Raw genomic sequence first — 12,360 nt, 5'->3', positions numbered from 1 at the left:
ATGAAAAAAATGATAAAACACTCTGTTTTATGGGCAATGGCATGGATGCTGTCCATCAGCCTGCAGGCCAGCGACCAGGTAGCCAATACCCAGCCAGCCGGGGAGCTTAAAGAGCTGACCCTGATGCTGGAATGGTTTGTCAATCCTGATCACGGCCCGATCATCATTGCACGTCAGAATGGCTACTTCAAAGACCAGGGGCTTAAGGTCAATATCCAGGAGCCGGCGGACCCCAACCTTCCTCCCAAACTGGTGGCGGCAGAAAAAGTGGATCTTGCCGTTTACTATCAGCCCAGCATGATTCACGGGGTGGCCAACGGCCTGCCCCTTGCCTGGGCCGGCACCCTGGTGGCCACACCACTGGACGGCCTGCTGGTTCTGGATGATAGCCCGATCAAATCCCTGAAGGATATGAAGGGCAAAACCATCGGTTTGAATATTGGCGGTATCGAGAATGCGTTTCTGAACACACTCTTTGAACCTTATGGGTTTGGTGCCGGGGATGTAAAACTGGTCAATGTGGGCTGGAACCTCTCCTCTTCCCTGATGAGTGGCCGGGTGGATGCCATCATGGGCGCGTACCGTAACTTCGAGCTGAACCAGCTGGCGATTGAAGGGCGTAAGGGCCGGATGTTCTATTACGAGGAAAACAATATTCCGCCCTACGATGAACTGATTTTTATCGCCAACAGCGAGAAACACGATAAAGACGCCATTCGTCGTTTTCTCAGGGCGATTGAACTGGGCACACAATATATTGTGAATAACCCGGAAAAATCCTGGGAGATTTTCAGGGATTACAGCCCGGAGAAACTGGATAATGAACTGAACCACCGCGCCTGGTTTGACACCATTTCCCGCTTTGCCCTGCGGCCTGCCGCCAAAGACGCTGGCCGTTACCGGGCCTTTGCCGACTATCTGGAAAAGAATGGGGAGCTTAAGGCCAAAGTAAACACCAGGGACTACATGCTGGATTTCTAATCCGGGATAGACTTCACGGCTATCGTCAAAGTCTGCTTTTTGGGATAGCCACCTGATAATCAGTACAACAACGCAAGCAGTGTTTCGATACGTTTCTTCCTATTGATCCCGACGTCTTTCTCATCCGGTGTTGTCGATAGCCAATGGTTAACACTATGTTCAAAACCATCACGGTAAGGGTGACTTTGTAATTTCGCTTGAAGCTTGTCAGTCAGTGCATGAAGGTCTTGTTGTTGCTCTTTAATCTGTTCGTCAGGCTTTTCTTCAGGCTCTTCTTTAAAGTGCATGGCGATAAACTGTTTGCCTTCATGCAGGGTAGTCAGACATCGCATAAGCAAGCCATAAATACGCTCATCACTATCTTTTGGGCGACCAAAAAGAACGTTTCGGTTTATGTGAAACTCTCCTTTTTTCACTTGCTCTGTCAGCGAATCAAGGTTATCAGCGAGGAGTTTCAGCGTAGTGTTCAGCACTCGAGTTTCTTCAGCAAGCGATAAACACCATACCAACCGCCCAACATCAGGATGGAAAAAACCGGACACGGCTCCACTTTCATCTGACAAGCTGTCGTCAATAGTGATATTGATATCAAGCTTCTGTGCTGTACCCAAACCACCATCGTTAAGACGAATAATGAAGATTTTCGGTAGTCTGATAGCCTTACATCCCCAGATCAACTGGAGCCAGGTACGAATTTCTGAATCCCTGTCGGTGTTAAGTGCTTGCATCTTTTCCACAAGTTTCAGGGCAGACTCTTCTGTTGGGCAAATAATGTCAATATCGTCGAAAGAAGAGCAGCGGTTCTGAAGAAATTCTGCGCATGGCCCGGTAATCCGAAGGGGGAGTTTGCTGTCAGAGTCATTGATCTCCTGAATAATCTCCAGCGCTTTCAGGGTGAGCGCATTTAACGGTGGAGCCTTATTATCCGGAAAACCCGATTCGGCTGTTTTTGACACTGGTTTTGACAAGAAGGGTTTTGAGAATGGTTTTGACAATGACTCCAGGGTTTCAGCCGCACTGGCAGTGACTGCATCTGCGTGGGAACCATCTACCGGTGTCACCCGCTGGCCATGCAACGGCAACCCCCTCAGAGAAAATTCCTCCTTAAAGCGTGCCAGGTGGCTGGCACGCATTCTTTCGACCTTGTGCTCGAAATGCTTTATCGCTGATTCCCACACATTTTCCTGATCTGGCACCCGCTTGAATTCTTGAATGACGTCATCCGGGGTCACTCTTCTGTTGTCGTGCAGAATGTTATTGAAGTACAGTTTTTGCAGGAATGCCCCCCCCCCTGAGGGACGTTTGGTCATTCCTATAGGCGGTAAGCACATCAGCCGAGGTGATTTGACGCCCTTGTAGTGGTTTTTTTTTCCAAAAGGCATCCTCAATACGTTGGCCTTCTTCAGTCAGGGTGGCTGTATCTCCGGGAGACGGATGGTTTGAGATTCCTTTACCGCTGAATGTACCTGTGGAGTGATCAGGAATCCCACTTGAACCGGCTTGTTGGTCGCCAGCATGCTCCAGGTGGGAGTACGTTGATGGCGTTGCTGTTTCTGCTGCTGCTTTCAAAATAAAGCCCTGCCTGTAAGTTGAATTATCAAGTCACTGTTTGACTTCCAACTGACTATTTAGTTCACATCACTTAATGATGTGTCAGCATTAATGTACAAAAAAATATTCAAAAAACCGGGCTTTCGTTTTCAGGAAATGAGTGTGTTCCTGACCCAGATTCCTTGAGGTCAGGCTCAGAACCAGAACAGACAACAGAACCAGAAGAGTCACTACTTGACATCCTCCCGCCCCTAAAGGAGCGGGATTCCTACAGCTAGACGGCGATGCCCCGCCGCAAGAATGTTCTTTGCTGCGTTAATGTCACGCAGGTGTTCAGCTCCGCACTCTGAACAAGTCCATTCTCTTATTCGCAAACCTGCCCTACCTTTCGGACTACTGGACGGAATAGTGCCGCAGCACGAACAAGTTTGGGTGGAGTTAGATTCGTTGACCACTTCATACACAACTGATCGCCCAATGGCTTTATATTCCAATTGTGTTTTGAGCATTGCCCAGCCAGCATCTAAGACAGACTTTGCCATCTTGGTTTTTGCCAGCCTAGAGCTGCTCACATCGCCAACGAAGATTGCCGCATGGTTGTTTGCCAATGCGGTCGTAAATTTGTGGATAGTGTCTTTACGCCGGTTCCTGATCTTGGCGTGGATAGAACGGACACGGGCTTTCTTATTAGCCCTCTGAGCCGCAGAACCAATTTTAAATCCACACTCCTTCTGAATACCGGCGGTTTTCTTTTGAATATCAAACGCAGACAACCAAGCAGGAACTATCGGGCCTTGATCGCTGTAATTGCGATAAGCCGTCATTGATAATTCATTGGCAAGGTTAAACACTTGATTCACTTCAAAAGCCATTTGTCGTAGAACTTTTGCGTGTTTATCCTTAACCCTGACTGATAGCGACTTGGTCTGAATAATCATATATGAAGAACGCTTTATGGAGTCCGAGCTACTTTGCAGGTTCGGCAGGCGGTGCGCCGATTGAAGTTCTCAAACAATACATCGAGCAACAGGATAGACCTCATTAGGAGTCCTATCGGACTCCGAGCTATCCCTCCCAGCACTTAAAGTACTGGGCTTCCCGCTCTTTTCCGGTGAAATAAATGTCACATTTCCTAACTCATCATCTAAAAATTGAACGACTCCGGCTGGCAATGTACTCATCACTCTGTCTGCCCTGCCACCATAGGCAAGCGACAGGAAATCCTGCAGCAGATTCAGCATATTCCTGTTAGTCAGTGATGATGTGGTTCCATCGTAGTAATTTGCCATGACTGAGCCTCGCTCCATCCAATATTTTTCCTCAACATTCCCAATACAGATAGAAAAGGCGATGATTAAGTCTTGCTCTTTTTCGGGGTCTGTTTGAACGGCACCTCGTAAATCTTCAGGTTGCAGGTAATCACCTAATATTTGTTTGCCAAGCAGTTGAACTTTTTTCCCAAGAGGTTCAGGACAGACGAGAAAGTTCCAGTATTCAATGAGTGATTGCTTTACCACATGGTAAGGAGCCAGACTCCTGATCCCGGGTATTCCCCGATTGTGCAAAAACAACAAAAGATGGAGGTATACATGAACAGGCTCTCCGACCAGGCTACCAAAATTTTTACCTAAACCACTGACATGCTGTTTTCTATTGTCAAGCAGCTGGGACAGCGAGGGGAGCTTTCCACGCCTGGCCTCTGAAAATATATTTTTCAGCACTGGAATACGAACCGGATTTATCCGGTAGCTGTCCACTCGATGAAAATCTGTTCCTGTAATTCGTTGAAGTTGAGCAATCTGACCAACCAGCGTTTTCATATGACCTGGCAGTGAAACCGCTGACGCCCTTTTCGACGGAATAACCTGATGCACTGCATAGGAATCAATGGTTCTTTCCGGCGCAGAAGAACTTATCCGGCTCTCTGCAAGGCCTACAACTGGCGGAGACCTGTTCCGGGAAGAGTCAACCAATGGAGGTTCTGACATCCGCCCTGTTCCGGAAATCGGATGCCAGCCAGACGAGTGATAATAAGTATCCATGATGTTAGTGTTTCAAGTTCCGATTTTTTTCCGACGCCACCAACCAGGCATCAAGCTGGTAGTTCAGGCAGGCTATCCGGATGGTTCGCCAATACTCTATTCAATGTTGGCTTTATGGAATGTAATGGCCTGCTGACATAACCATTGCCATTATCAAACATGTGTAACACCCGCTCCTCAAAACTCTGGCCCTGTAACGCTCTTGGCAGGGCATCAATAGATTTTTTGAATTTAGCGATAATACCCCGGCCTTCTTCTTCCAGAGATTCAATCAGGAAGAGTAACTGCTTTATAACCTCCAACTCTCCGGAGTCAACACGGGAATAGTTTTCCTCGGCGCATAACACGTTACAAGACCTCCTTTTTGAATCATATTGAGCCAGCCCCGTAGATTTATACTCTTTCTCGATCAAATCAACCGCCACATTATAATCCACGCAGGCTTTTAACAAATCAAAATCCCCTCTCTTTTTTTGCCAAATGGTATAGCCAGCTATTTTTCGGGTAACCTCTCCCTTTCGTGCGCTGTATTTTTCCGTTTTTATCATCTCCTCCATCTTTGAGATCAAACGACGGAAATAGAAAATAATCCCGGGATAGCAATCTGAAGACAATGACGATTTGCCTTTTTTTCTTATGATTTTAAAAGATACCTTATCAATTTTTTTAAAAGACAGTGATTCATAGAGCTCAAGACGACCTATGTTTTTTTTAACTCCCCCATGAAAGCACTGGCAAATATGCCTCTCGACATTGATAAGCAGTTGCGCAACCTCAGAAATACGCTCGAAGGCACCGGTATTATATTCCTTCCAGGTAACAAATTCTGGATTCAATCGAGTACCAAAACCGGTAAAAAGACTCATGCGGCTACCATCAGGATCTTGCCAGCCCATCCAGAAAGCAAAGCTAGTGAACATGAAATTTTCAACACGTGCTGTCAACGATCGTTCAAAATCATAGTTATTTTTGTACCACTCAGGTGCTTTGTCCGGATCATAAGTAATAATTTTATTGATTATCACCCTGGATGGGGGATCATTACATGGACGACGAAGCTTATCCGATATCTCAAGGATCATCTGGCCAATGGAAAATGGAGAGATCTTCTGTCTGGTTGTTGATGGACTGTCAGTGGCAAAATCCAAAGGGCTACTGTCAGAGTTCAAAGAGTAGTGAGACTTTCTATCAAGAGAAGACGTTCTATCAAGAGAAGACGTTCTATCAAGGAAAGACGCCCGATCAAGAGAGGACATTGTTCCTGTCGAGGCTGAGCCACTAAAAGATCCTTCCCTGGCGCTCGTAGTCGAAGAAGAATCTTCACTGTCACTATCTTCTGCTTCTGCTTCTGCCGCATCAACCGATGCCTGGTTCGCAGGTAAACTTTGGAATCTGATGCTGAAAGGTTTGCTATTAACCTCTTCGTCCAGAGAGGTACAATTCATGGCAGGCAGAATCTTCACGACTACCCTATCCTTTTCAAGGAAAATTTTTTTATCAGGTAAAACACCCGTAAATGTTACTACTTCATCTACGCGGCTAACCTCATGGGATCCCATAGAACCGGAGCTTGTTGCGTAAGGATCCGTTTGAATTGATTTATGAACGGGGGATAGCCCTGAGAGATCGACAAATCCAGTGTAATTGTTAACCGTATCCATAAATGACTTACTCTATCAGCAATCAGAAATCTTTTTACTGTCCCAATACGGTAGTCAATGTTGACTTTATATCCTGTAACGACCTACTGACATAACCGTTACCACTATCAAACATGTGCAACACCCTTTCCTCAAAGCTCTTGCCTTCTATCGCTCTTGGCAAGGCATCAATACAGGTTTTGTAGTCACTGAGAATGGCCCGGCCCTCTTCCTCAAGCGCTTCAATCAGGATGAGTAGCCGCGTTATAACTTTCAGATCTCCGGGTTCAACCTCCAGATTTAAACGTTCACCGGCCCGCCTTTCTGAATCGTATCGAGACAGGTCAGTCAATCGATATTCTCTCTCGATCAACCGGACCGCCAGATTATAGTTTACGCAGGCATTCAACAGATCAAAGTTTCCTCTCTCTTTTTCCAAAATCGTATGGCCAGCAACTTTTCTGGCAATCGATTCTTTATCTACCTGGTATTTTCTTGACTTTGCTGCGTGCTCTAACTTCGATATAAAGTTTCTGAAAAAGAAATAAATTGCAGAAGAGCAATCGGATATAAGTTGTAAATCCCCGCTTCGACTTCTGCTTTCGATTGAGTTTTCATCGCTTTCTATAAAAGACAGTGTTTCATAAAGCCTGAGACGAATGCTGGCATAAGTTTTCGTTGATCCAGTAAAGCATTGGTTAACCTGGCTCTCGGCATTAGCAAGCAAGTACTCTGCTTCACAAAGGCGCTCAAAGGCACTGACGTCATTTTCGAAACAGAAAATAAATTTTGAACTCAACGGATGGCTCGAAAGGTTAGCCGAACCTTTAAAAAGGCTCAAGTCTTTTCCATTAACATCAAGCCAGCCCATACCATTGGCAATACTTTTCAAGACAAAACTTTCAGCTTCAGTTATTAAAAGTTTTATAAACTTGTATTTACTTTTGTACCAACGTGGCACTGTGCTCGAATCATAAGTAATGAGCCTACTCAACATCATTGTGGAAACAGGATCTATACATCGGTGCGGATCACGCCTCATTTCAGCGATCTTGCAGATCTGTCGGCCATTCCTGAATGAGCTGTTGGCAGAATTCAGGGAACTGCTGCCAGAGTCCATAGAATGGCGAGGCTCTTCGCCAAGATATCCGCCAGGAGAAGACGTTTTATCAAGGGAAGACGATGCTACTGCCAGGGCAGAACTGAGACCTTCATTGCAGCTCGCCTCCGAAGATGCCGAATCCTCACTCACTGCTGGCAGGATTGATTGCCTGCTGTCTCGCTGATCAAGAACTGCACAATGACTATCAACTCCGGAATCCTGGGATCCAGCGGCTGTATTCACTGAGATTGACGCCCTGTCCAAATGTGCACATTCGACATAGTCATCCCAGTCAAAGTCTTCTGTACCAACTGCATCTGTCACGTTAACCACGTTATCCGATGCCTGATTCACGGGTAAGCAGTGAAACCGGATGCTGAACGGTTTGATATTGCCTCCTTCCCGGGCGGCAACATTCGAGACAGGAAGTATCTTTACCACTACCCGGCCCTTTTCTATGGAAACTTCTTTATCAGGCAGGCAACCGGTAAACATGACCACTTCATCAACATGGCTAACCTCATAAGGCCCCAGGGATCCGGAGCTTATGGCACAGGGATCCGTTTGGGTTGATTGATGGACAGAAGCCGAGCCAGAAGGACTGACCAACGCCGTGTGATTGATAAACGTATCCATAAATGATGCTTTACCCTGTCAGCATTCAAGTGGCTTTTTCCGCCATAAAGAATAATGGCCACCGGATAATCTGCATATTTTCTTTGTTTTTTTTTGTTAAAACGATTTGATCAATCGGACAGAAAAAGAGTTTCCCGAATCATCCAGGGCCTGTGCATGCTTCCAACAAGCTCTCCCGTTTGCTCCTGAAAAAATAGACACCCTGAATATTATGGGAATTCTGCTGGTGACACTGGTGGGTCACTTCCTGATTGGCCAGTTTTTAACCTGATAATATCTCCATGCCATAACTGCAGGCTTTTTTTTACCATTTCCAGATCCTGTCACGGGATATTTTCGGGTGCTATCCAGTCTGACTGACAAACCCGCAAAAACATTAAGGTAGTGCCTGATATGAACCATGTTCCATCCCGTGCGGCAATAACCATACCCACCGAGCCTTTGCGCTGCGTAATCTGCTTTGATGACCTCTACAAACCGGAAAATCCGGAATTTGCGGGCAGACACGTCGCCATTGCCAAACCCTGCGGGCATAAATTCCACCTTAATTGCCTGGATATCTGGACAGAAAAACATCTGGAGTGTCCTTACGGCCGCAGAACCATCGAGGATATCACGGTAGAAAAACTGACCCTGCCCCCCGAGTGGCAACGCCAGATGATCGACGCGGCAAAGGAAGGTGATATCGGGGTCATACGGGCCCTGCTAAACCGGGGAGCGGACGTGAATGCGGGCCAGGCCGAGGGATATACCCCCCTGGCCTTTGCTGCTGCCAACAAGCACCGCGATGTTGCCCTGCTGCTGGCCAGCAGTGGCGGGTCCGACACAATCGGTCTGAACAATCTGGGCTTTCTGTATATGCGTGGTGGCGAGAACCTTCCGGCAGATCTTTATCAGGCGGAAACCTGGTTGTTAAAAGCCGCCAGGCTGGGGAATGTGTCAGCCATGGACCACCTGGGCTTCCTGTATCAGTTTGGCAGCAGAGACTTTCCGGTAGACCTGCACGAAGCACAGAAATGGTACCTGAAGGCGATTCGCCGGGGGAGTGTTTCAGCCATGAACCACCTGGGATATATGTGCCAGAATGGTGGCCCGGACTTCCCGGCAAATCTTGTCGAAGCGCAGTGGTGGTACCGTCAGGGGGTTGCGCTGGGGGATGCTTCAGCCATGAACAATCTTGGCTTCCTGTTTCTGCATGGTGGCGAGAACCTTCAGGCAGATCTGAATCAGGCCAGGGCCCTGTTGTTCGCGTCGGCTGCGCTGGGGAATGCTTCAGCCATGAATAACCTGGGCTACCTGTACAAGCATGGTGGAGGTGAAGGCTTTGAGGTAGATCTGCGCGAAGCAGAGCGCTGGTATCTTGAGGCCGCTGAGTGGGGGGAAGTTTCAGCCATGAACAATCTGGGCTACCTGTATCAGCATGGTGGCGAGGGCATTGCGACAGATCTGCGCAAAGCAGAGAGTTGGTACCTGAAGGCGGCCAGGCTGGGGAATGCTGCAGCCATGAACAACCTTGGCTGCCTGTATCAGCATGGTGGCGAGGGCATTCCGGCAGATCTGCGCAAGACGGAGTCCTTTTACCTGCAGTCGGCTGAGCTGGGGTACACCCTGGCCATGCAAAACCTGGGTGAACTGTATAAGCATGGTGGCGTAGACTTTCCGGTCGACAAGCTGAAATCCTATACGTGGTTTATCAAGTTAATAAACCAGAATACCTACAAATCAAAGGCAGAGATTGACGGTGTGAATAAACATCAGATTTTCCTGTTACTCAACCAGTTGATCAACCAATTGGAAAACCAGGGATCAACACCTGGAGCGATGTAGTACATGGTTTCAATCCTTTTTTTTCTTTGCCCTGGGGTGAGCCTTATCATACACCGCGGCCAGGTGCTGGAAATCCAGATGGGTATAGATCTGGGTAGTGGAGATATCGCTGTGCCCCAGCAGTTCCTGAATTGAGCGCAGGTCACCGCTGGATTCCAACAGGTGACTGGCAAACGAGTGTCTCAGCATGTGAGGATGTACCCCCACCGGCATGCCCGCTTCCCGGGCAAATTCTTTAATGCGATTCTGAATCTGTCGGGTGCTGATGCGGTTGCCCAATTTTGACAGGAACAGAGCGCTACCACTTTCTTCCCGGACAAACGGTTGCCGAACCGTGAGCCAGTGTTGAATCGCCTGCCGGGCTTTGCTGCCCACCGGGACCATTCGTTCTTTACGGCGTTTTCCAAGCACTTTCACCTGGGAAAACCCGTTGGAAAAGCTGTCAATATTCAGTGCCGCCAACTCGGCCAGACGCAGGCCTGACGAGTAGAAGAGCTCCAGGATGGCCAGGTCACGGCACTTCAGCGGATCACCATCCGCCTGGCCATACTGGTCATCCAACAGTTGATTGACCTGGTCAGCATCCAGGGTCACCGGCAGGGGACGACCGGTTTTCGGTGCCCGAAGCCGTTGCGCCGGGTTATTGGTTACATCGCCCCGGGATAACAGGTATTGGTAAAAACGACGAACTGATGAGATCAGCCGCTGCAGGCTGCGACTGGATAAACCCTCTTCATGCCAGAGTCCCAGCCAGTGCTTTAACTGCTTTTCGGTAATCGTTTCCCACCCCTGAATGTCTGTCGCTGTCGCCTGTTGCATAACACGGGACAGGTCACGCTGATAGGCAGACAGCGTATGGGGCGAGTGCTGCTTTTCATGGCGGAGGTAATCAATAAAAGCGGCCACTGTCGGCTGCAGGCGGCTATTGACCGGGGAATCGGAAGCGGAGTGATTCATGAATGAAGCTGTCGGGCCAGAACCCGACTCAATATATCGCCCAGGTAACTGATAAACAGGGTACCCATGCTGGCCTTGAAATGGTGTTTATCCTGACTGCCCAGCGCCAGAACGCCAAGCTGCTGCGGTTCACTGAAGGCGTAGCTCAGGGGAGCGATGGCCACCGAACCCACATTGCCAGCCTGCTCCTGGAACAGGAAGTCCAGCTCTGCCTGGGTCACCTGCCCGCAAATGGCTTTGCCACTGGTCATGATGGAACCCAGGGCTTCGACGACAACATCCGTATGTTCAACCCGCACTGGCAGGTTCATCGGTTTTTCCCTGAACAGAATCAGCGAATGGAACTCGATACCAAACTCATGGTTAAGGCTGTCACCGATCACTTCCACCAGCTGTTCCAGGTCCTTGCTTTCCAGCAGCGACAACACCAGCAGCCGCATGCGTTCAAAGAGTTTTTCATTCTCTCTGGCATTGTCCGCCAGTCGGGCCAGCTGATGCCGATAGTCCAGCGCCCGCTCGCGCAGCAGGGCCACCTGACGCTCCACCAGCGAAATAGCATCGCCACGTTGATGGGGCAGTGTCAAATCCAGCAACAGGTCGTCACGGCCAACAAAGAAGTCAGGATGGGTTCTCAGATAATCAGCAACCTGCCCGGGGTTCAGGGCCGTCGGCTCACGATGCGTTTCCTGCTGTCCCTTTTCTACTTCGTCTACCTCGACGGTCTGTTCGGTCATTGTCGTTGGTCCTTAGTGGATTTATAGCCCTTAGCGAATCTATAGCCCTTAGCGGATTTATAGCCGCGTGTATCCTTCATAAACGCGGGTTGCTGCGCCGGTCATCATAACCGGACTGCCCTCTCCCGGCCAATAAACCGACAGGCTGCCACCGGGTAAATTCACTTTAACGGTATCGCCCAGCAGACCTTGCAGACGTCCTGCCACCACAGCGGCGCAGGCACCGGTGCCGCAGGCCAGTGTTTCACCAACACCACGCTCAAACACCCGCAGGTTAATTTCATCCGTACTGACAATCTGCATAAATCCGGCGTTACATTTCCGGGGAAAATCCGGGTGTGCTTCAATCATCGGTCCCCAGGTTTCGACGGGAGCCTTGTGCACATCGTCCACCCGGTAAACGCAGTGGGGATTGCCCATGGACACGGCAGAAACCTCGATAACCCGGCCATCAACCATCAGGGGATAAGTCGCTGAGCGCTGCGGTGCATTAAACGGCACCTGTTCAGGGTCCAGCCTTGGCATCCCCATATCCACGCAAACCTCGCCATTGCCCTGAATAGTCAGCTCAATGTTGCCCCCTGCGGTTTGTACCCGGATTTGGTCCCGGCCGACCAGCCGTTTATCCCGGACAAAACGGGCAAAACATCGGGCTCCATTGCCACACTGTTCCACTTCACTGCCGTCGGCATTAAAAATGCGGTAGCGAAAATCCATATCAGGATTGGTCGGGGGCTCAACCAGCAGCAACTGGTCAAAGCCGATCCCAAAACGCCGGTCCGCCAGGCGGCGGATTTTTTCCGGGGGCAGGCGCAGGTTCTGGGACACCATATCGACCACCATAAAGTCGTTACCCAGCCCATGCATCTTGGTGAAATGTAGCAACATAG

General features: G+C 49.1%; 10 protein-coding genes and 1 pseudogene. 3 read left to right on the top strand and 8 right to left on the bottom strand.

Going from position 1 to position 12,360, the window contains the following annotated elements; translation table 11 throughout:
- On the top strand, window positions 1-981 hold the full coding sequence (locus KDK13_RS00225; RefSeq protein ID WP_257282711.1) for an ABC transporter substrate-binding protein: 981 nt from the start codon (window positions 1-3) through the stop codon (window positions 979-981).
- Between the two features lie 59 nt (window positions 982-1,040).
- On the opposite strand, the gene KDK13_RS00220 is transcribed toward KDK13_RS00225, so the two are convergent.
- A complete protein-coding gene (locus tag KDK13_RS00220) occupies window positions 1,041-2,291 on the bottom strand; it encodes a hypothetical protein (RefSeq protein ID WP_257282710.1) in 1,251 nt (416 codons plus the stop codon).
- A gap of 492 nt (window positions 2,292-2,783) precedes the next feature.
- On the bottom strand, window positions 2,784-3,470 hold the full coding sequence (locus KDK13_RS00215) for a transposase (protein WP_257282709.1): 687 nt from the start codon (window positions 3,468-3,470) through the stop codon (window positions 2,784-2,786).
- Between the two features lie 5 nt (window positions 3,471-3,475).
- On the opposite strand from KDK13_RS00215, the pseudogene KDK13_RS00210 reads away from it, so the two are divergent.
- Window positions 3,476-3,577: pseudogene (locus KDK13_RS00210) on the top strand (transposase); the annotation flags it as partial.
- Here the strand turns inward: KDK13_RS00210 and KDK13_RS00205 are convergent.
- From KDK13_RS00205 to KDK13_RS00195, 3 genes are all read right to left on the bottom strand, one after another.
- Window positions 3,540-4,352: a hypothetical protein gene (locus KDK13_RS00205; protein WP_257282708.1), complete on the bottom strand. Its 813-nt coding sequence runs from the start codon at window positions 4,350-4,352 to the stop codon at window positions 3,540-3,542. The pseudogene KDK13_RS00210 and the gene KDK13_RS00205 sit on opposite strands and share 38 nt — an antisense overlap.
- Window positions 4,353-4,624: 272 nt before the next feature.
- Entirely contained in the window at window positions 4,625-6,235 is a 1,611-nt protein-coding gene (locus KDK13_RS00200) for a hypothetical protein (RefSeq protein ID WP_257282707.1), read from the bottom strand.
- Window positions 6,236-6,269: 34 nt separating this feature from the next.
- Window positions 6,270-7,952, bottom strand: a complete 1,683-nt coding sequence (locus KDK13_RS00195; RefSeq protein ID WP_257282706.1) for a hypothetical protein — start codon at window positions 7,950-7,952, stop codon at window positions 6,270-6,272.
- 393 nt (window positions 7,953-8,345) lie between these two features.
- Here KDK13_RS00195 and KDK13_RS00190 point away from each other — a divergent pair, with 393 nt between their 5' ends.
- On the top strand, window positions 8,346-9,779 hold the full coding sequence (locus KDK13_RS00190; protein WP_257282705.1) for an RING finger domain-containing protein: 1,434 nt from the start codon (window positions 8,346-8,348) through the stop codon (window positions 9,777-9,779).
- Between the two features lie 9 nt (window positions 9,780-9,788).
- Here KDK13_RS00190 and xerC read toward each other — a convergent pair whose 3' ends face one another.
- Genes xerC through dapF form a run of 3 tightly spaced genes read right to left on the bottom strand, consistent with a single transcriptional unit; the run spans window position 9,789 to window position 12,358 of the window.
- On the bottom strand, window positions 9,789-10,736 hold the full coding sequence (gene xerC, locus KDK13_RS00185) for a tyrosine recombinase XerC (protein WP_257282704.1): 948 nt from the start codon (window positions 10,734-10,736) through the stop codon (window positions 9,789-9,791).
- Entirely contained in the window at window positions 10,733-11,470 is a 738-nt protein-coding gene (locus KDK13_RS00180; protein ID WP_257282703.1) for a DUF484 family protein, read from the bottom strand. The genes xerC and KDK13_RS00180 overlap by 4 nt, the downstream gene beginning before the upstream one ends.
- A 57-nt stretch (window positions 11,471-11,527) precedes the next feature.
- A complete protein-coding gene (gene dapF, locus KDK13_RS00175; RefSeq protein WP_257282702.1) occupies window positions 11,528-12,358 on the bottom strand; it encodes a diaminopimelate epimerase in 831 nt (276 codons plus the stop codon).
- Window positions 12,359-12,360: the final 2 nt, after the last annotated feature.

This window comes from Endozoicomonas sp. SESOKO1, assembly GCF_024606265.1.
Classification (GTDB): domain Bacteria; phylum Pseudomonadota; class Gammaproteobacteria; order Pseudomonadales; family Endozoicomonadaceae; genus Endozoicomonas.
Note: the sequence above shows the minus strand (reverse complement) of the source record. Positions and strands in the feature narration are given on the sequence as shown.